The sequence below is a fragment of the Actinosynnema sp. ALI-1.44 genome (assembly GCF_001984155.1).
In the GTDB taxonomy this organism is placed as follows: Bacteria; Actinomycetota; Actinomycetes; order Mycobacteriales; family Pseudonocardiaceae; genus Kibdelosporangium.
Map to the genome: position 1 here is coordinate 524,852 of NZ_MTQO01000050.1, position 19,603 is coordinate 544,454.

A 19,603-nucleotide genomic window follows, 5' to 3' on the forward strand; every position below is an offset into this window, starting at 1 on the left:
TCGGAGCAACGGTTGCGGTAAATGACGGCAGGAATGCTGCCGGTCAGGGCAACCGGCGAGCATTCCTCGACAAGAAGCCGTCCTAGGGATCGATGCGGTCCATCGCCGCGCCGTCCCACGTTGTCTGCGTGCACGCGACACCACGGCCGTTGCGCGGCCGGAGGACGTCGTAGATGTGCATGCGCGGGATCTTGTCCGAGACGCCCCAGCCGCTCGGCCACGTGATGACCCAGTCCATGTCCAGATCGACCAGCAGGCCGAGCATCCGGGCGATCGTCGGGTCGTCGAGCCGTTCGAACGCCTCGTCCAGCAACACGAGTCGCAGCGGGCTGAAATCCTCCGACGCGCTGCTCACCGCGTCGTAGAACGCGGCCGCCGCGGCGAAAAGCGTCACATAGGAGACGAGCCTTGTCTCACCGGAGGACAACTGCCGCAGCCGCCGGACTCGTTGCCCGCCGTCCGGGCCTGTGTCGGCGACGCGCACGGTGAACGCGTGCCACGAGCGGTAATCCAGGGCACGGGACAGGATTTCCGCGTAGCCGCTGGAATGCGTGTCCCGTTCCGCCTCGATGCGTTCGGTGAAGACCCGGCGCAGCGTCGCGTCCTGTGCCGATGTGCGTTCGCCGTAGGGCATTCGGACGAGCGACAAGGCCTGGCGTGTTTCGTCGTCCAACGCCGCCGACGGCTTCCACTCCAGTTGGACGTGCACGCCCTGGGACGATTTCGCCTGCCCCAGCACGTCGTTCATCCGGCGGGCCAGGTCCTCGGCCACCGTGATCTGCCCGCGCAGCCACTCCGCCAGGTCCCTGATCAGGTAGTCCGCGAAGATCCGCTGGTACTGCTCGTCCAGGAAGCCGCGCTGCTCACCGAGCTTCGACGAGACCTGCTTGGCCGCCTGCGCGACCGGCCGGCCGCCTTCCTCGCCCGCCACCGACACCGTCAGCAGACCGGCGTGTTCCTCGGCCGCGATGTCGTAGCCACCCGCCAACGCCGTCTGCAGGTCCTGCAGTTTGGTGATCACCGCCGTCTCACCGGCGGACTTGCGGTCCGAGGCTTCGACGACCGCGGCGCGCACCGCCGCCAGGTCCGTTTCCTCCAGGTAGGGCAGGGCCGCGGGCAGCACACCGGGCGCCTCGGCGACCGCCGAGAACTGGCGGTAGGCCCCGGCCTGGATCTCCTCGGACGTGGCCAGCTGCTCGGTCGCGCTTTCCAGTTGCGCGTCCAGCTTCGCCGCCTGCTCGCGCAACGCGGTGATCTTCTCGCGGATGTCCTTCAGTTCCACGCGCATCTGCTTGCGGGACTTCTCCAGCTCCGCGATCCGCGCCGCGATCTCCTTGGCCTCGCCGCCGATCGAGCCGGTGAGCTCGGACAACGTGCCCGCCTGCGCGGCGTATTCGGCGCAGCGCTGGTCCGCTTCGGACTCCGCGGTGGTCCGGTCGGCGACCGCCGTGTGGTACCGGTGCGAGGCGTCGACCAGGTCTTCCACCGTGCCACGGCAACGCTGGCGCAACGCCTCGGCGAGCCGCTCGGCCGCGCCCAACGCTTCCGCCGCGGCCTGCTGCGCCTGGCGGAGGTCTTCCGAACGCGGCGACAGACCTGCGTCTCCCGCCTGTCGCAGCAGGTCCGCAGTCGTTGCCTGCCAACGGTTCTGCATCTGGTCGTGCTCTTCGCGCAGCTGCTGGGCGTGCTTGTTGGCGCGCTCGGTCGCCTCTTGTTCCGTGCGCATCCGGGTGTGCTTGGCGATCAGTTCCTCGTCGCCGGGGAACTTCTCCAGGTGCCGTTCCCATTCGGCGACGACGTCGTTCGCCGAGCGCTGCTGTTCCTCCGCCGCCGCCAGTTCCGTGCGCAGCGTGGCCAGTTCCTCTTCCAGCTCGGAGATCCGGCGCTGGCGGCCCGCCGCACGGGCACCCGCGCCGACGAACTCGGCCGCGGGTTTCCAGCCGCGGCCGTGCAGCGTTCCGGCACGCCAGCGGCCGTCGACCGACAGCGTCATGCTCGCGGACGACTCGCCGAGGCCGACGCCGCGCAGCAGCGACCGAACTCGGTCGGCGGGTACCGGGCTGTCCGGAACCTCCACGGCCACAAGCACATCGGCGAGCGACGGGCCGTCGACGACAGTACCCGGCGAGGCCAGCACGTCGTCGAGATCAGGCACCGAACCCTCAGGCGTCACCCACGCGTTGAGCAGGCGGCTGGCCTCCAGAGCGGCTTCCAGACCCGCGCGGTCGGCGTCGGACACGTCGGCGCCGAAGTCCACCAACTGGTAGAAAGCCGCGCCGACGGACTCGCGCTCGACCGGCGACGAGGGCGAACGCTCCTTGCCCGCACGCAGAGCGGCCAGCTCGGTGTCCCGTTCGTCGATCGCTTCACGCGTCTCGGTCCTGCGCTGTGAGGCGGTGTGCGCCACGTCCCGAGCTACCTGCACCAGCGGTGCGGTCCACTGGCGCGCGGCCGTGCCGAGTTCGCGGGCCTGGCCAGGGTTGGTCGACAAGTCCTCGACGGACGGCAGCTGCAACGGGCGTTCCGGCGTCGCGGACGTCAACGGGCCCGCGGCGCACCAGGAGCGGACCTGCTCGAGCCACACATCCGACTCGGTGACCAGCTCCTGGTTGGCCTGGTTGCGCCGCCCGGCCGCCTCGGTCGCCTCCAACTGGGCGGCACGAGCCGACGAGCGCAGCGTCTCCACGCGCTGTTCCTGCTTCTCCTGCTCGACCGCCTGCTGGTGCAGGGCGAGCGTCAAAGCACTGCGCTGCCTGGCTTCCTTCGCCGCGCGACCGGCGCGTTCGGCTGCTTGCGTCAACGACGCGAGCAGCTCGTCCCCGGTGACGGGCGGCGGGACCTTGCGCTCGATCGGCAGCGGCTCGGCCTCGGGATCCGGTTTGGCACGGACCCGCTCGGTGATGGTCTCGCTCTCGCCCTCGGTCATCCGGGGCATCGTCGGCGCCAGCGTGGTGTCCAGACCGGCCGACTGCAGCGCCACCCGCAGCGACTCGCCGAACTCCCCGGCGGAGTCGAGGTCCTGGGCCAACCGCCGCAGCAACCGCACGACGCCGTCGACCGCCGAGTCCTCGGCCAGGCGCTGCTTGTTGGCCACGTCCAACGCCGCCGACGCGGCCGAACGCGACGCGGCCACGAGCTTCTCGCGGCTCTGCAGGTCCTGCAGGTCACGGAACGCGGGCAGCTCCTTGAGCGCGCCGATCGTCTCCTCGGCCTGCTGCTCGCCGCCTTCCAGGTCCTGCTCGGACCGCTCGGCCTCGGCGCGTTCGCCGCGGGCCTTCTCCAGTTCGGCAGTGAGCTTCTTGGTCTGCGAACCGAGCTTCCTGACGGTGTCCTCGCTGGATTTCAGCTTGTCCACGGCGGTGCGCAGCCCGGCGAGGGCGTAGTCGGAGTACGTCTTGAGGAACGTCCGCAGCGCCTTGTCCGCGGTACCGAGCCGGGTGATGTTCTCCCTGATCGACTCCAGGTCGTCGAACGAGGTGGCCAGCTGCTCGATCATGGCCGCGTCCAACGGCGGCAGCGCGTCCGACAGGATCTGCTCGAGCTGGCCTTCCAGCACCTTCAGGCCGACGTCCGGGTTGCGCAGGGTCCGCTGCAGGTGCAGCAGGTCGCCGTAACGCACCGCGGGCACGCCGTACACCGTCTCGGCGATCTTGGCGCGGAACGCCGCTTCCTCCAGAACGCAGTCCGCGCCAAGGACTTCGCGCAACTGCGCGGAGCCGAGCGGCACGCGGTCCGGACCGGCGAGCTGGAAGTCGATGCCGACGCGCTGCGGGGTGATGAACCGCCACGAGTCGGAGATCTGCTGCGAGGTCTTGGACGCCTTCACGCCGAGACCGCAGGTCAGCGTGTGCCCTTCGCGCTTGAGCTCGACCCACGCGTAACCGATCCGGTTCGGGCCGCCGTCGTAGTCGTCGAGCATCAGCCTGCGGATGCTGACCGTGTCGAAGCCCTTCGAGCCCAGTTGCCGCAGGTCACCGTCCAGGCACAGCGGCAGCAGCAGCTCGAGCGTGCGCGACTTGCCCGACCCGTTGGTGCCCTGGAAGATCGCGCGCCCGCCGGAGAAGTCGAAGGTCTGCTCGGCGTACTGCCAGACGTTGACGATCCCGCCCCGGTGCAACCGCCAGCGATCCGTCATGCGCCGCCCTCCTCGTCGAACAGTGACCACCCCGGCACCTCCGGCTCCGGCGGCGGCTCGGCGATCTCGCGCTCGGGGTCGCCGTCGGGTTCCGGCCACCACCGGGCCGCGGCCGGTGACAGCCACCACCGCTCGCCGTCGGCCACTGCGAGTCCCATGTGGACCAACAGCGCCAGCACCTCCGTGACGATCCCGTCGATGTCCTCCGCTGCCTGGCGCGACCAGGCCGCCGGGTAGTCGGCCACGAGCCGTTCGCACACCTCGCGAACCTTCTCCGCGGTGACCGGGCGACGACCAGAGCTGTCCACTTCGGACGTTTCCGGTTCCTCGCCGGGGTTTCCGCCGAGCAGGTCGGGCAGCGCGAGCAATCCGATTCGTGCGACTGTACTGGTACCCGGGAACATCACGTCGGACAGGTACTCCTCCGGATCGGCCGCGAGGATGCCTTCCAGCCGCGTCTCGGTGAACAGCCCGAAGCACCGCTCAAGCAGGTACGATTCGCGCCTCTGGTTGCGCAACAGCCATTCCCGCTCGTCCTCGGCCAGTTCGGCGTACAGCACCACGGGAGTCTCGACGAGCTTGCGGCGCACCTGGAAGTCCACCCGTCGGGGTGCGGTCCGCGCGGCCAGCGCGACCAGGTGCCCGGCGTCCTGCGCGTCCGCGACCGGCCCGGCGAGCAACTGGCCGAGCAGGTCGGTCTCGATGGTGATCAACGCCTCGGCCGGGGCGTCCTGGCTGGCCGAGCCGACCGTGCCCTCGGTCTCGGTGAGCACGCCCAACGACACCAGGTGGCGCAGCGCGGCGGTCAGCGCACGGCGGTCCGCGATCGTGTCGACGACCTGCATACCTGCCTCGACGGCCGCCGCGCGGACGTCGGACACCAGGCGGGACAGGAGAACCTGCCGCCCGGTCCCGGTCAGCGCGGCCATCGTCAAAGCCACGTACGCGTACCCGCGCGGCGACAGCTCCTGCACCCCGCGCGTGGAGTCCGCGCCAGGACCGGCTTTGTAGAGCCGTGCGAACTTGCGCTCGACCACGAGCCGGTACCCCAGCAGCGCGGTGAACATCTCACCGAGCACCACGCGATGCCGGTACACCAAGGGAAGCAGTTCGCCGTCCGGACCGCCGAGCCGCAGCAACGGGCGGCGCAGGAGGGTACGCGCGCAGCGCACCACGTTCGCCGCGTCGATGTCCGCCAGTCCGTCGAGCGGGTCGGCCGCGCTGATCCTCATCCCACCACCAGCCGGGAATCCCGCAGTGTCAACGTTCCACCGGCCGTGCGGACGGTCGCGGTCTCGCCTTCGGCGTACTCGATCCGCACGCTCAGGCCACGGACCTGGTCCTCGGCCGCACCGGAGTCCTGCGCGCTGTCGCGCTGGGCCATCGCCATGGTCAGCAGTTCGCACAGCACGCCGAGCGCGCCCTGCGACAGCGTCACTTGGTCCAGCTTCGGCGCCGCCGCGACGAGTTCGGCCACGTCAGCGGCCCTGATCTCGTCCGCGCGCCGGGCGTCGGCCAGCAGCGACTGCTCGGTGATGGGGTCGTCCATGATCCGTGACGTGCGACCACGGGCGCCCCGGTCGCTGCGGCTGCGCACGCTGACCGTGACATCGCACACGGGGCCGTCGCTCCACGGCGTGCGTTCGTCGTCCGAGTCGTGTTCCGGTGCGGGCAGGACGTGCCGGGCCGAGTACATCCCGAACGCCGCCGCGTACATCCGCGCGGCCTCCGCCGCCGTGCTGTCGTCGAACCACTTCGCCAGTTTGAGCAACTCCGCCCGGCGGCCCGGCAGCAACCCGCCGCCCGCCGTCGCGCGCTTCACGCTCGCCAGCAACGACCCGATCGCGCGTGCTGTCGCCTCGCGCAACACCGTGACCTGCGACGGGCGGCCCGACCGGTCCACGAACCAGTCCGTGAGCTCCTGCCAGTCCGCCGCGCTGCGCCCTCGCGCGCGCTCCACCTCGGGCCCGAGACCTTCGCTCGTGTCGAGCAGCCGCAGCAGCTCCGGGCGGGCGGCGGCGAACCGGCCGGTCAGGTGCTCGGCGATCGCCGGGGTCTGCCGCAGCACGTCCTCGACGACCTTCTGGATGTACTCGACCAGCAGGTTGCGGAACCCGGAGATCTCGTCCGCGGCCAGGTGGTGGCGCGTGACGACCTGGCCGAGGTAGGCGTAGAAGTCACGGACCGTGGCGGCGAGTTCGGCGTGCTGCAGGAACAACGTCGTGACCTGCTCGGACAGCAGTTCGCGGGACCGCTGGGCGGCGGCGGACTCGGCGTCGCGCTGCTCCTGGCTGACCGCGTTCGACAGGGTCTTGCCGAGCTGGCTCAGTCCGCGCTCGATCGCGGGCAGCAGCTCGCGGGAGACCTCACGGGCACCTTCGGGGACGCGCAGCAGCTCGTCCACGTCGCGCTGGACGCGCACGGCCAGCTTGCTGACCTGGTAGCGGACGCTGCCGTGCTGGAACTCGGCGATGCTGGCGGCGACCACCTCGCGGCGGCCCTGCACCAGGTTGCCCCACTCGACGAGCTGCTTGAGCCGGGTGATCACGTTCTCGATGCGCGACTCGCCGCGCTCGACCGTGCCGTCGCGCTCGGCCGGTGCCAGGGCGGCGGCCACGTCACCAGCGGAAAGATCGGCGAGCAGGGTCGCGGTGAACAGCCGCATGATCGCCAGGTAGGTGGCTTTGTGCTCCCTGGCCTGCAGGTAGGCGTACAGCCCGAGCCGGTCGGTGTTCGAGCGCGCGGGGGCTTCGGCCGCACGATCCTGCTGCTCGGAGTTCACGGCACGCCACCCTAGCTTCTGTCCCTGATCAAGGCGGCGCTACGGTGGCCTGACTGGGCTGGGGCTTGGAGGACAGGTGACCGCGGGTAGAGCAGTCGGGCTGCTGCTGGGAGTGGTCGCGGACGGTGTTTTCGGGGATCCGCGCAAACGTCATCCGGTGGCCGCGTTCGGTGCTGTGGCACAACGTCTGGAGAAAATCGTCTACCAGGACGGCAAGCTGCCCGGAGTGGTGTACACGGGTGTGCTCGCCGGTTCGGCCGTCGCTGTCGGCGTCGCCGCGGAACGACTCGGGCGCCGTCACCCGCTGCTGCGCGTGGTGACCACCGCGACGGCCACCTGGATCGCCCTCGGCGGGAAGTCGCTGGCCACCGAAGGCACGTCGATGGGCCGTGAGCTGGACTCCGGCGACGTCGACGCGGCACGCAAGCGTTTGCCCAACCTCTGCGGCCGTGACCCGCAGGCCCTCGACGCGACCGCGCTGGCCCGGGCCACCGTCGAATCCGTGGCGGAGAACACATCAGACGCCGTCGTCGCGCCGCTGTTCTGGGGTGCGGTGTTCGGCGTGCCGGGACTGCTCGGATACCGAGCGGTGAACACCATGGACGCCATGGTCGGCCATCGCTCGCCGCGCTACCGCAACTTCGGCTGGGCCTCCGCGCGGCTGGACGACGTGGTGAACCTGCTGCCAGCCCGCGCGGCGGCGGCGCTGACCGTGGCGGGTGCCCCGGTCGTCGGCGGCTCGGCGCAAGGCGCGTGGCACGCGTGGCAGCGGGACGCGACCGCCCACCCGAGCCCGAACGCGGGCCGGGTCGAAGCGGCGTTCGCCGGGGCGCTGGAGATTCGCCTGGGCGGGCGAACCGTGTACTCGTACGGCGTGGAGGAACGACCGGTCCTCGGAACAGGCCGTAGCCCCGACGCCGGACACGTCACGCGTGCGGTCGAACTTTCCCGTGTGGTCGGTGCCATGGCCAGTGCGGCCGCGGCCGTCGCCGCCGTGTTCAGCAGGCGCTGACCAGCCCCTTCGGGCGAGGTCACTGTCCTGAGTGGGCAACTCGGCCGAAGCGCGCCGAATCCCCGGCGCGGCCGTCTACGATGACCGGCGATCGGGGAGGGCAGATGGAGCCGTGGGGCATCTCAGGGCCGCTTTTCCTCTGGCTGTACGCCGGGGGAGTGGTGGTCGCGTTCACGCTCGGGTGGATGCTGCGCAAGGCGATCTGGCGCTCCGGCCCGCCTGCCGAGCCGATGGGTGTCGAGGAAGTCGCCTTCATGCGCGGCGGTCCCGTCCGGGTGGTCGACGTGGCGCTCGCGCAGCTGCTGCAGACCGGCGCCGTGCGCGCCCAGCGCTCCGGGATCCTGTCGGCGACCGGAACCCCCGGCCGCACCGAGCTCGAACGGGCGATCGTCGACCTGCTCCGCCGGGGACCCGAGCACGCCCGCACAGTCAAGGCCAAGCTGCGCAGGCACAGCTCGATCAAGGCGGTCCGCGCCTCGCTGCAGTCCCGTGGCCTGCTCAAGCCGGACTCGTTCACCCAGATCTCCGTGGTGCACCTGCCGGTGCTGGTGGTCTTCGGCATCGGCATCGCGCGGTTCGTCAACGGCGTCAACCTCAACCGCCCGGTCGAGATGCTCTTCATCTTCCTGCTCGGCACCACCGTGATCCTGCTGTTCCGGTGGTGGCAGGTCGGCAAGCACAGCGAGACCCAGGCAGGCACGAAGTTCCAGCGCGACCTGCGCAGCCACCGGACGGACGCGAGCCTGCGGCTGCCCGTGGTCGCGCTGACCGGCGTGGCCGGGATGGTCGCGTTGGGCGGACTGGCGGCCTTCCCCGACGAGACGGTCTCAGTGGCACTGGCCACGTCGGACCCGTACCGGTGGACGGGTGGCGGTGGCTCGTCCTCCTCGGACTCGTCCTCATCGAGCAGCAGCTGCAGCTCGTCCTCGTCATGCAGCAGCGGCGGCGGAAGCAGTTGCGGCGGCTGAAAAACCTCGTGAGCGGTTGGACGGGTTAGAGCCCGGTTGACCACTCACGAGGGGTTGAGGGCACGTTCGGAGGCTTCCTCTTCGGCGACCATCTCCGCCACGGACCGCCTGCGCGGGCGCTCGGTGGACAAGGTGCCGCCGGGCAGCAACTCACGCCACGTGAAGTACAGCCAGCCCAGGATGGCCATCGCGCCGAACGCGATCCACTGCAGCGCGTAGGAGAAGTACGGGCCCGCGTCGAGCTCGGGCAGCGGCAGCGGGCCGAGTACACCGGGTGTCCTGAGCTCCAGCTGGAGGTAGCCCGGCTCGATCGTCACGCCGGTGGAGCGGGCGACCATCCGCGAGTCGACCTTCCACGCCTGGCGCTTGCCGCTCTCGTCGGTGAACGCGTCCCGGTTCTCCGAGTCCGTCTCGTCGGCGCGTTGTCGTCCCAGCAGCTGGACCTGACCGGCAGGCGGTGCCGCGTAGCTCGGCACCCGCGACTGCTCCGGGCGCAGGAAACCACGGTCGACCAGCACGATCCTGCCGTCGGTCAGCCGGAACGGGACCGTCACCTCGTACGCGGGCTCACCCTGCACGGTCCGCAGCCGCGCGATGACCTCGTGCTGCGGGAGGAACTCGCCGGTGGCGGTGACCAGGCGCCACTCCTTGATGCCCGGCCGCCAGGGCTCCGGCGGCGCGGTCCGGGAGGCCGTGATCTCGTCGTTCTGGGTCTTGCGGGCCTCGTGCCGGTGGAACTGCCACGGCGCGAGCAGCGCGAAACACGCCGCGGCGAAGACGATCACCAACGCCGTGAGTCCCAGCCACCCGGGCTGGAGCAGGTTCCGCAGTCGCACCACCCCACCGTAACCGGCCGGGTGAAACTCGCTCGAACCCGACCGGTTTTGCGGCGATGATCCACGCATGGGGATCACGCGGATCAATCCGCCCGAGTTGCACCAGACACCCGGCTACCACCACATCACCATCGCCGAGACCGGCCGTACCGCCTACCTGGCCGGTCAGTGCCCGCTCGACAAGGAAGGAAACGTCGTCGAGGGCGGCCTGCACGCCCAGATCGAGGCCGTCGCGGCCAACGCGCTCACCGCGCTGGCCGCCGTGGGCGCCAAACCAAGCGATGTCGTCCGCACGCACATCTACGTCGTCAGCACCGGCGGTGTCTCCCTTGGCGACGCCTGGGCGAAGCTCAACGAGTCCGTCATCGCCGAGGCCTTCACCACAGCCAGCACGCTGCTCGGCGTCGCCCAGCTCGGCTTCGCCGGGCAGCTGATCGAAGTCGACCTCACCGCAGCGCTGCCCTAGCCGCCGACAGCGCCTGGCCGGCGTAACCACCGCCGAACAACACCGTGTGCACGAGCAGCGGGAACATCTGGTGCAGCGGAACGCGGGACTGCCAGCCAGACGCCAGGGGATAGACCTCCTGGTACGCGCCGAGCACCCGGTCCAGCATCGGGCAGCCGAACAGCTGCAGCATGGCCAGGTCGGTCTCGCGGTGCCCGCCGTGCGCGGCCGGGTCGATCAGCCAGGCCCGGCCGTCCGTCGCCCAGTGCACGTTGCCGGACCAGAGGTCGCCGTGCAGTCGCGCGGGCGGCTCCTCGGGCACCAGGTCGGCGAGCCGGGAGCACACGGCCTCGAACGGCGCCCATGGCAGCGTGGTGCGTCGCACGTACGGCTCGATCCGTTGCGCGGCGTAGAACTCCGGCCACGACGGCACCGGCTGGTTGAACATCGGCGCGAGGCCGATCCACGCGTCCGCGGGACCGTCTGGTGGCGCGGCGCCGAAAGCGGGCGCACCGGCCAGGTGCAGCCGCGCGAGGCCACGCCCGAACTCCTCCGCGCCGACGGGCTGACCGGGCTCCACCTGCTCGATGATCAGCCAGTGTTCGCTGTGCGCGCGTACCGCGGGCACGGGCACGACGCCCGGTTCGGCGAGCCACTCCAGCGACTTGGCCTCGGCCAGGACCGCCGAGACCTGGGAGTGCCGTTTGGCCACGACGAGGTCGCCGTCGGCGAGTTCGACCTCGTACACCGAGCCGCCGAGCCGGTGCGCCGCCGTGGCCTCGACGCCGGTCAGCTCGGTCGCCGCCTCAAGCGCGGCCGAGCTCACCCTTGACCCATTCGACCAGGCCGGGTGTGGCCGCCTCGACCATTCCGAGAACGATCACGAAGCCGTCGTTGCCGCCGTAGTACGGGTCGGGGACGTCCAGGTCGCCGGTCGCGGCCGGGTCGAACGAGCGGAACAGCCGGATCCGCGACGGGTCGTCGGCCATCCGGCGCAGGTCGTCGGCGTGTCCCGAGTCCATCGCCAGCAGCAGGTCGGCGTCCAGGTGCCTGGCGCCCACCTGAGCCGCGACGTGTGCGGTCGGGTAGCCGTGGTCGAGCAGGACCTTCTGCGTCCTCGGGTCCGCCGCGTCACCGACGTGCCAGCTGCCGGTGCCCGCGCTGGTGACCTCGACCCCGTCGAGCCCTTCGCGGCGCAGGTGTTCACGGACGACGATCGCGGCCATCGGTGACCGGCAGATGTTGCCGGTGCAGACAAAGGACAGGTGCACGACGGACAACATTACCCAGTTCCTTACAATCCTCGCGATGACCAGCGAGAATCCCGGTGAGAACCTGAGCCACCACGGCGACAGGGACATGGCGCCCGGCATGGTGGACTTCGCGGTCAACGTGTGGCTGCCCGCCCCGCCGCGCTGGCTGCGTGACCGGCTGGCCGCCGCGTTGGATCGGCTCGCTGCCTACCCGTCGGCCGAAGACGACCGCATGGCGCGGGAAGCAGTGGCTCGGCGGCACGGCCGTTCCCCGGACGAAGTCCTGGTGCTCAACGGATCCGCCGAGGGGTTCGCGCTGCTGCCGAACCTGCGGCCGCGGCTGGCCGCGGTCGTGCACCCGTCGTTCACCGAACCCGAGGTCGCGCTGCGCACCGCAGGCGTTCCCGTCCACCGGGTCATGCTCGACGGCGACTACGTGCTGCGGCCCGAGCGGGTTCCGGCCGAGGCCGACATGGTCGTGATCGGCAACCCGACCAACCCGACGTCCGTCACGCACCCCGCCGCGCTGATCAGGCAACTCGCCGCGCCGGGGCGGTTGATCGTGGTGGACGAGGCGTTCATGGACGCGATCCCCGGCGAACCGGAGTCCCTGGCCGGCGAGCCGGGTGCCCTGGTGTTCCGCAGCCTGACCAAGACGTGGGGGCTCGCCGGGCTGCGCGCCGGTTACGTGCTCGGCGACCCGCGAACCCTGGCCCGGCTGGCGTTTGACCGTCCACAGTGGCCTGTCGGGACGCTGGTGCTTGAGGCCGTCGCGGCGTGTTGCTCGCCCGGCGCGGTCGCCGAGGCGGAGGCGGAGGCCCGCGCGATCACCGGATACCGGGAGACGTTCGTGACCGCGTTGCGCGACGCCGGGATCGAGGTCGTCGCCGAGCCGACCGCGCCCTTCGTGCTCATCCGGGTCGACGGCGGCGCGGCGGTCCGCGAGGCGCTGCGGGCGAAGAAGATCGCGGTCCGCCGGGGCGAGACGTTCCCCGGGCTGACGGCCGACCACATCCGGCTGGCGGTCCGGCCGCCCGCGCAGACGGCGCCGTTGTTGAAGGAGTTCACCACGTGATCACAGTTGGCCGAGTCGTCGCCGCGCTGGCGGCGGCCTACCCGCCCGAACTGGCCGAATCGTGGGACGCGATCGGCCTTGTCTGCGGCGACCCGGCCGAGGAGGTCCGACGCGCGCTGTTCTGCGTCGACCCAACGGAGTCCATAGTGGACGAAGCGGTCGAGCTCGGTGCCCAGCTGGTCGTCGCACACCACCCGCTGCTGCTGCGCGGCGTGCACGGCGTCCCCGCGAGCACGCCGAAGGGCGGCATCGTGCACCGGTTGATCCGCTCGGGCATCGCGTTGTACTGCGCGCACACCAACGCCGACTCGGCGTCCCCCGGTGTCTCGGACGCGCTGGCCGCGGCGATCGGGATCGTCGTCCGAGCGCCGCTGAGCCCGAAGGAACAGCCACACCTCGGCCTCGGCCGGATCGGTGACCTGCCCCGACCGGAGCCGTTCAGCGCGTTCGTGCAGCGCGTCGCGGACGCGTTGCCCGAGACCGCGTGGGGCGTCCGGGCGGCCGGTGACCCGGAGCGTCTGATCAGGACGGTCGCGGTCTGCGGCGGCGCGGGTGACTCGCTGCTCGGACAGGCCACCGCGGCCGGTGCGGACGCGTACGTCACCGCGGATCTGCGCCACCACGTCAGCGGCGAACACATCGACTCGGCCCCGCACGCGCCCGCGCTGGTCGACGTCTCGCACTGGGCCAGCGAGTGGCCGTGGTGCGACCAGGCGGCGGGCGTCGTGCGTGCCGCCTTCGGGGGTAACGTCGAAACCCACACATCTATCCGCCGCACCGATCCATGGACCCTCCGTGCGGCCAAGACGGGGAGGACCGCACGTTGAAAGCCGACCCAGCCGTGCAACGCCGGCTGCTGGACCTCGCCGAGATCGACGCCGAACTGGCGCGAGTCGACCACCGCAGGCGCACCCTGCCGGAGATCGCCGAGATCAGCGCGGCGGAGCAGACGGCGCGGGCCAAGCGCGACGCGCAGGTCGCCGTCGCCACCCAGCTCGGCGACCTCGACCGCGAGGTCAAACGGCAGGAGAAGGAGATCGACCAGGTCCGCGCCAGGGTGGAGCGGGACAACAAGCTGTTGCAGTCCGGCACGGTCGCGGCCAAGCAGATGACCGACCTCGAGCACGAGGTCGAGACGCTGCACCGCAGGCAGGGCGCGCTCGAGGACGACCTGCTCGAGCTGATGGAGCGGCGCGAGGCGCTGGAGATGGACGCGCAGCACGCGGACGTCGAACTGGCCAAGGCGGAAGCCGCGGTGGCCGACGCGACCGGGCGCCGGGACGAGGCCTTCGCCGACCTGGAAACCCAGGAGACCAGGGCAGCCGCGACCCGCAAGACGATGCTGCCGCAGTTCCCCGAACCGCTGCTGGCCCTCTACAACCGGGTCCGCCAGCACAAGGGAACCGGCGCGGCGATGCTGCGCTCGCGGCGGTGCGGCGCGTGCCGTCTCGAACTGGACCGCGTGGTCATCTCGCAGATCAAGGCGGCGGCCGCGGACGAAGTGGTGACGTGTGAGGAGTGCGGCGCGATCCTGGTCCGAACGGCGGAGTCCGGGCTGTGAAGGTCGTCGTCGAGGCCGACGGCGGGTCAAGGGGTAACCCGGGTCCCGCCGGGTACGGCGCGGTGGTCAGGGACGCGGCCAACGGTGAACTGCTGGCCGAGCGGGCCGAGGGAATCGGTGTGGCCACGAACAACGTGGCCGAGTACGGCGGCCTGATCGCCGGTCTGCGGGCCGCGGCGGCGGTCGGAGCGGACGAGGTCGAAGTACGGATGGACTCCAAGCTCGTGGTCGAGCAGATGTCCGGCCGCTGGCAGATCAAGCACCCCGCGCTGCGGCCGCTCGCCGCGCAGGCCCGTGACCTGGTCGCCACGTTCGACCGGGTCACGTTCGACTGGATTCCCCGTGAGCGCAACAAGGAAGCCGACCGGCTGGCCAACGAGGCGATGGACGCGCAGGCGGCCCCGCACGTGTCCACCCCGGCGAAGTGGACCGGCGCGCAGGGCACGCCGACCCGGATGCTGTTGGTGCGCCATGGCCAGACGCCCATGTCGGTCGAACGCAGGTACTCCGGCCGGGGTGATGTGCCGCTGACCCCGTTGGGTGAGCGGCAGGCGCTCGCCGCTGCGGAGCGGGTGTCCGGAATGGACGTCGTGGACTCGTCGACGCCGATCGTCGCGTCGCCGCTGGGCCGTGCCCGGCAGACCGCGCAGGCGATCGCGGACGCGACCGGCGGCGGTGTCGACGTGCACAACGGCTTGACGGAAACGGATTTCGGCTCGTGGGAAGGGCTGACGTTCGCCGAAGCCGCCGAGCGGGACTCCGCGCTGCACGGTCGCTGGCTGTCGGACCCGTCAGTCCCGGCGCCGGGTGGCGAGAGCTTCGACGAGGTGCACCGGCGGGTGCGCAAGGTGCGTGACGAGCTGGTGACGGCCCACGAGGGCAAGACCGTCATCGTGGTCAGTCATGTCACGCCGATCAAATCGTTGCTGCGAATGGGGTTGGACGCCGGGCCGGCGCTGCTGTTCCGGCTGCACCTCGACCTGGCCTCGTTGTCCATAGTGGAGTTCTACCCGGACGGGAACGCCTCGGTCAGGCTGGTCAACGACATCTCACATCATCCCAGGTCGTGAGGTAGCCGTCCGGCCGGACCATGATCGGTTCGGCGACCGGTTGGACCGGCTTGACCACGTCGACGAAGTCCGGGGTGGCGTGCTCCTCGTTCGCGATGAGCACGAAACGCCCGCCGCGCAACGCTTCGAACAGCCGCCCGGTGGTGAGTTCGACGTCGCCGACGCGGGTCTTGCCGCCGTAGCGGATGCCGATCCCGGAGATCTGACCGGCGGCCTTCGCGGCGATCGACTCGCGGCCGAGCAGGAACCCGACGAGCACGCTCCTGATCCTGCGGCCGAGAGCGGACTTGACCATGGCGAGCCGGATGATCGCGCCGCTGCTGCGCAGCACGGCCCGGCCGACCGGGTGGCGTTCCTGCTCGTAGGTGTCGAGCAGCTCGGTCTTGGCGTGTCCGTTGAGGACGGCGGCGAGCTTCCAGCCGAGGTTGGCGGCGTCCTGGATGCCGGTGTTCATGCCCTGGCCACCGGCGGGTGAGTGGCAGTGCGCGGCGTCACCGGCGAGGAAGACCCGGCCGACCCGGTAGGTCGGCACCTGCCGTTCGTCGCTGTGGAACCGGGACATCCAGCGGGGGTCGTGCATGCCGAAATCCGTGCCGAGCGCGCGGCGCGTGACCTGCTTGATCTCGTCGAGCTCCAACGGTGCCTTGTCGTCGACCTGCTTGCGCCGGTCCCACGCGAACACGCGGTACCAGCCGTCACCGAACGGCGCGACGAACGCGAACCCGTCGCCGACCGCGTTGACCGCCAGCACGTCCGCGGGCGGGGCGGTGAGCCGGACATCGGCCAGCATGATCGACCGCACCACGGACCTGCCGGGAAAAGGCAGGCCGACGAGCCGCCGGACGGTGCTGCGCACGCCGTCCGTGCCGACGACGTACTGGGCCTCCCAGGTCCTGGACGTGCTCGTGACGATGACCTTGTCGGCGGTCTGGCACAGGCTGGTGACCTCCTCGCCGTGCACGATCTCGGCGCCGAGCCGCTCGGCCCGCTCGCGTAGGACCTTCTCGACCTCGTACTGCGGTGTGATCAGCAGGTAGTCGAACCTGGTCGGGAGGTTGCCCAGGTCGAGTGAGACCTGGTCGAACAGGCTCACCCGGCGGACCTTCTGGCCGGGCAGGCGGTCGGCCACGCCCCGGATGTCGAGTTGTTCCAGCGTGCGGGCGTGCACGCCGAACGCCCGTGTCGTGTTCGCGGTCTCCTGCTCCCTGCGTTCGAGCACGGTGACCGCCAAGCCCGCCTCGGCCAGGTCGCCCGCGAGAGTCAGGCCGGTCGGGCCTGCTCCGACGATCAGCACATGCATGGCGTCCTCCTTGGTCAACGGTTGTTGACTTTCAAGGTAGGGTTAGGCGGCTGTCTTGTCAACAAGTGTTGGCCTACACTCGTTGACATGGCGCGTAGATCGGATGTGACCCGGCAGGCGATCCTCGAAGCGGCCCGCGAGCGGTTCGCCTCGGACGGGTACGAACGGACCACCATCCGTGCGATCGCGGCGGACGCGGGGATCGACCCGGCGATGGTGATGCGCTACTACGGCAACAAGGAGAACCTGTTCTCGGTCGCGGCGGATCTGGACTTGCGGGTGCCGGATCTGACCGAGGTGCCCCGAGCCGACATCGGTGCCGTGCTGGCGCGGCACGTGATGACGCGGTGGGAGGGCGACGAGACGCTCATGGCGCTGCTTCGGGCGGGGGTGACCAACCCGGCTATCGCGGAGCGGATGCGCTCGATCTTCGCGGCTCAGTTGGGGCCGGTCGTGGTCACGGTCGCTCCGGGGCAGGTGGAGACCCGCGCCGGTCTGGTGTCGACGCAGGTGCTCGGGTTCACGCTGTGCCGGTACATCCTGAAGTTCCCGCCGGTGGTCGCGATGAGCGTGGAGGACGTGGTCCGTTGGCTGGGGCCGACTTTGCAGCGTTATCTGACTGAGCCGGAAGTGTTGGCGTAACTGGTCCGACCACTTTGCGGTTCGAATTCCCCTGCTCGTCGTCAGGTGCGTTCGCCCGCCGTGGCTTGCTTGTTCACTGCGGTCCAGCCGGTGTCGAGGAGGGTGAAGATCCGGTCCAGTGCGGACTCGGCGTCGGCTCGTCCTCGGACCAGGGCGATGGCTTCGAGGGCGAAGTGGGCCAGCGCCTGGCAGGCGGGGTCGTTCTCGGGCAGGCCGCTGTCCACGGCTATCGCTGCGGCCAGGGCGTTCTCGTGGCGCAGCCACATGCGGCGGAAGTGCTCGCGCAGGGCCGGGGTGGTGTCGATCAGGCGGAGGAAGTCGGACAGGCGGGGGTCGGTGCGGACCTGTCGGGAGCGCTCGTCGCGGAGCAGTTGGCGCAGCGCTTGGGGGATGGACTGGCCGGTGGGGCGTTCGCGGACAGCGGCAACGAGTGCGGCTTCGCGATCGGTGTCCTGGTCGAAGACCAGTGCTTCCTTGCCCTCGGGGAAGTGTTTGAACAGGGTGGCCACCGAGACGTCAGCGGTGTCGGCGATCTCCCGCACGCCGACCGCGTCGTAGCCGCGCTCCAGGAACAACTCCAGTGCCGCGTCTGCCAGGGCTTGGCGGGTGGCGGCCTTCTTGCGCTCACGGCGTCCGGGCTCGGTCACGCCCTCACCTTAGCGCGTGTGTGAAACAGATCAAAAGATAGAACGGTTCGACTTTTTGATCGGTTTCACCTATCGTGGAGAGGGTCAGGCAGTAGCACCAGGTGAGGAAAGGACCAGTCCCATGACGACCACATCTCGCATCGCCATCGTCGGCGGTGGTCCCGCCGGTTTGATGTGCGCCCGTGTCCTGCAGGGGCACGGCATCCAGCCGGTGGTGTACGACGCCGACGCCACTGTGGACTCCCGGGACCCGGGAGGAACGCTCGACATGCACGCCGACGCCGGCCAGATCGCGTTGGAGGACGCAGGGCTGATGGACGCCTTCCGGGCATTGGCCCGGGTCGAGGGCCAGGCCAAGGCCCGCAGGGACCACCACGGCACTGTCCTCGCCGAATTCACTCCCGCCGAGGACGATGACGCGGCTCCCGAGATCGACCGCGGCCAACTGCGGACCATGCTCTACGAGAGCCTGAAGCCCGGCACGGTCCGCTGGGGGCACAAACTCGTCCACGTCACCCCGCTCGAGGGCGGGGCGCACCGACTGGAGTTCGCCAACGGCGTCAGCGTGGAAGCTGACCTCGTCATCGGCGCCGACGGCGCCTGGTCGCAGGTTCGTCGGCTGCTCACCGACGCGGAGCCGCAGTACCTCGGCGTCCAGTTCCTCGACGCCCGATTCGACGACGTGGACACCCGGCACCCGGAGGTCGCCGCGATCGTCGGCGACGGCCACATGTTCTCCACCGACGGCGACGGCCGAGCCGTGATCGTCCAACGAAACAGCAACGGTGTGGTCCGTGGCTACGTGGCTTTCCGCGCCGAACTCGACTGGCCCGTCACGGCGGGGGTCGACGTCACCGACCCCGAGGCCGTCCGGTCCTACCTGTTGCAGGAGTTCAGCGAATGGTCCCCGGTCATGCGCCCGCTGATCGCCGACAACGACGGCGACTACGTGCAGCGCAGCTTCTGGGCGCTCCCCGCTCCGCTGACCTGGGACCACGTCCCCGGCGTCACCCTGATTGGCGACGCCGCACACCTGATGGCGCCTTTCGGTGGCCACGGCACCAACCTCGCGATGCTCGACGGCGCGGAACTCGCACACGCCATCGCGAAGGAGAGCAATCTCGACGAGGCGGTCACCCGCTACGAGGCAGCGATGTTCCCGCGATCCGGGGAACTGGCCGTGAGCGCGAACACCGCCCTCCAACGATTCTTCGCCAAAACCTCCCCGGACGCACCACACCTGCCCCCCGACCACGCCCGCGAACACGAGAACTACCAGGCCAAAGCAGCGGAATACCGCCGCAGGCAAGCCGAAACCACCCACTAGAAAACCCACAGAAAGCCCACCAGACCAAAGGACCAAAGGACCAAAGCAATGCTGGTCGAAGACCAACGCAACCAGCGCTGGGTCGAAAGGAGCTCGCACCGTGGGGGGTTTGGGTTGGTAACAACACTTCCGCAAAGATGTTTACGCAGGTAGCGTCGTTGTTATGGATATCACGGGCTTGCGGGCGGTGCTCGCGGTGCGGTTGTCCAACCTGACGGATGAGACGACCTCACCGGCGCGTCAGAAGGCGATCACGTCGGGCCATGCTGACCGGCCGGTGGTGGCCGTCGTGGAGGACTTGGACGTGTCCGCGTCTATGGTCGGGCCGTTCGACCGGCCGGAGTTGGGGCAGTGGCTGCGTGAGCCGAAGTCCCACGATTATGACGCGTTGGTGTTCTGGCGGGCGGACCGGGCGATTCGGTCGATGACGGACATGTTCGCGTTGACGGCGTGGGGCATGCGAACCGTAAGGTGATCGTGTTCGTGGTTGGGCCGTTCGGTGGGGACCCGTTGACCCTCGATTTGCGGCACGAGAAGTTGGACCCGCACG

At 70.2% G+C, this 19,603-nt stretch carries 17 protein-coding genes and 1 pseudogene; 10 read left to right on the forward strand and 8 right to left on the reverse strand.

The window, feature by feature from the left end:
- Positions 1 to 82: 82 nt before the first annotated feature.
- The 3 genes from ALI144C_RS34965 to ALI144C_RS34975 are packed head-to-tail and all read right to left on the reverse strand — an operon-like array spanning position 83 to position 6,917.
- Positions 83 to 4,135: a TIGR02680 family protein gene (locus ALI144C_RS34965; RefSeq protein WP_076991446.1), complete on the reverse strand. Its 4,053-nt coding sequence runs from the start codon at positions 4,133 to 4,135 to the stop codon at positions 83 to 85.
- Positions 4,132 to 5,367 carry a TIGR02678 family protein gene (locus ALI144C_RS34970; protein WP_143231039.1) on the reverse strand — a complete coding sequence of 412 codons (1,236 nt, stop codon included), beginning with the start codon at positions 5,365 to 5,367 and terminating at the stop codon, positions 4,132 to 4,134. Before ALI144C_RS34970 ends, ALI144C_RS34965 begins: the two co-directional genes overlap by 4 nt.
- Positions 5,364 to 6,917, reverse strand: coding sequence for a DUF2397 domain-containing protein (locus ALI144C_RS34975; RefSeq protein WP_076991447.1), 1,554 nt, complete (start codon positions 6,915 to 6,917; stop codon positions 5,364 to 5,366). Before ALI144C_RS34975 ends, ALI144C_RS34970 begins: the two co-directional genes overlap by 4 nt.
- A 76-nt stretch (positions 6,918 to 6,993) precedes the next feature.
- On the opposite strand from ALI144C_RS34975, the gene ALI144C_RS34980 reads away from it, so the two are divergent.
- Positions 6,994 to 7,929 carry a cobalamin biosynthesis protein gene (locus tag ALI144C_RS34980; RefSeq protein WP_076991448.1) on the forward strand — a complete coding sequence of 312 codons (936 nt, stop codon included), beginning with the start codon at positions 6,994 to 6,996 and terminating at the stop codon, positions 7,927 to 7,929.
- 104 nt (positions 7,930 to 8,033) lie between these two features.
- Entirely contained in the window at positions 8,034 to 8,897 is an 864-nt protein-coding gene (locus ALI144C_RS34985; RefSeq protein WP_076991449.1) for a TIGR04222 domain-containing membrane protein, read from the forward strand.
- A gap of 44 nt (positions 8,898 to 8,941) precedes the next feature.
- Here ALI144C_RS34985 and ALI144C_RS34990 read toward each other — a convergent pair whose 3' ends face one another.
- Entirely contained in the window at positions 8,942 to 9,733 is a 792-nt protein-coding gene (locus ALI144C_RS34990) for an SURF1 family cytochrome oxidase biogenesis protein (protein WP_076991577.1), read from the reverse strand.
- Positions 9,734 to 9,800: 67 nt separating this feature from the next.
- Here ALI144C_RS34990 and ALI144C_RS34995 point away from each other — a divergent pair, with 67 nt between their 5' ends.
- The gene (locus ALI144C_RS34995) at positions 9,801 to 10,199 is read left to right on the forward strand and encodes a RidA family protein (protein ID WP_076991450.1); all 399 of its coding nucleotides are present in this window, start codon (positions 9,801 to 9,803) and stop codon (positions 10,197 to 10,199) included.
- Here the strand turns inward: ALI144C_RS34995 and ALI144C_RS35000 are convergent.
- Entirely contained in the window at positions 10,180 to 11,004 is an 825-nt protein-coding gene (locus ALI144C_RS35000; RefSeq protein WP_076991451.1) for a fructosamine kinase family protein, read from the reverse strand. The genes ALI144C_RS34995 and ALI144C_RS35000 overlap by 20 nt on opposite strands.
- Positions 10,985 to 11,461, reverse strand: a complete 477-nt coding sequence (locus ALI144C_RS35005; protein WP_193441246.1) for a low molecular weight protein-tyrosine-phosphatase — start codon at positions 11,459 to 11,461, stop codon at positions 10,985 to 10,987. Before ALI144C_RS35005 ends, ALI144C_RS35000 begins: the two co-directional genes overlap by 20 nt.
- Before the next feature lie 25 nt (positions 11,462 to 11,486).
- On the opposite strand from ALI144C_RS35005, the gene cobC reads away from it, so the two are divergent.
- Genes cobC through ALI144C_RS35025 form a run of 4 tightly spaced genes read left to right on the forward strand, consistent with a single transcriptional unit; the run spans position 11,487 to position 15,137 of the window.
- Entirely contained in the window at positions 11,487 to 12,506 is a 1,020-nt protein-coding gene (cobC, locus tag ALI144C_RS35010; protein WP_076991452.1) for an Rv2231c family pyridoxal phosphate-dependent protein CobC, read from the forward strand.
- The gene (locus tag ALI144C_RS35015; RefSeq protein ID WP_076991453.1) at positions 12,503 to 13,333 is read left to right on the forward strand and encodes a Nif3-like dinuclear metal center hexameric protein; all 831 of its coding nucleotides are present in this window, start codon (positions 12,503 to 12,505) and stop codon (positions 13,331 to 13,333) included. Before cobC ends, ALI144C_RS35015 begins: the two co-directional genes overlap by 4 nt.
- Positions 13,330 to 14,067: a zinc ribbon domain-containing protein gene (locus ALI144C_RS35020; protein ID WP_076991580.1), complete on the forward strand. Its 738-nt coding sequence runs from the start codon at positions 13,330 to 13,332 to the stop codon at positions 14,065 to 14,067. The genes ALI144C_RS35015 and ALI144C_RS35020 overlap by 4 nt, the downstream gene beginning before the upstream one ends.
- Positions 14,064 to 15,137, forward strand: a complete 1,074-nt coding sequence (locus ALI144C_RS35025; protein ID WP_076991579.1) for a bifunctional RNase H/acid phosphatase — start codon at positions 14,064 to 14,066, stop codon at positions 15,135 to 15,137. Before ALI144C_RS35020 ends, ALI144C_RS35025 begins: the two co-directional genes overlap by 4 nt.
- Here the strand turns inward: ALI144C_RS35025 and ALI144C_RS35030 are convergent.
- A pseudogene (locus ALI144C_RS35030) lies at positions 15,106 to 16,461 on the reverse strand (FAD-dependent oxidoreductase); the annotation flags it as partial. The gene ALI144C_RS35025 and the pseudogene ALI144C_RS35030 overlap by 32 nt on opposite strands.
- A 63-nt stretch (positions 16,462 to 16,524) precedes the next feature.
- On the opposite strand from ALI144C_RS35030, the gene ALI144C_RS35035 reads away from it, so the two are divergent.
- A complete protein-coding gene (locus ALI144C_RS35035; protein WP_076991454.1) occupies positions 16,525 to 17,079 on the forward strand; it encodes a TetR/AcrR family transcriptional regulator in 555 nt (184 codons plus the stop codon).
- 41 nt (positions 17,080 to 17,120) lie between these two features.
- On the opposite strand, the gene ALI144C_RS35040 is transcribed toward ALI144C_RS35035, so the two are convergent.
- Positions 17,121 to 17,726, reverse strand: a complete 606-nt coding sequence (locus ALI144C_RS35040; protein WP_076991455.1) for a TetR/AcrR family transcriptional regulator — start codon at positions 17,724 to 17,726, stop codon at positions 17,121 to 17,123.
- A gap of 121 nt (positions 17,727 to 17,847) precedes the next feature.
- On the opposite strand from ALI144C_RS35040, the gene ALI144C_RS35045 reads away from it, so the two are divergent.
- On the forward strand, positions 17,848 to 19,053 hold the full coding sequence (locus tag ALI144C_RS35045; protein WP_076991456.1) for an FAD-dependent oxidoreductase: 1,206 nt from the start codon (positions 17,848 to 17,850) through the stop codon (positions 19,051 to 19,053).
- A gap of 163 nt (positions 19,054 to 19,216) precedes the next feature.
- The gene (locus ALI144C_RS35050; RefSeq protein ID WP_076991457.1) at positions 19,217 to 19,528 is read left to right on the forward strand and encodes a recombinase family protein; all 312 of its coding nucleotides are present in this window, start codon (positions 19,217 to 19,219) and stop codon (positions 19,526 to 19,528) included.
- Positions 19,529 to 19,603: the final 75 nt, after the last annotated feature.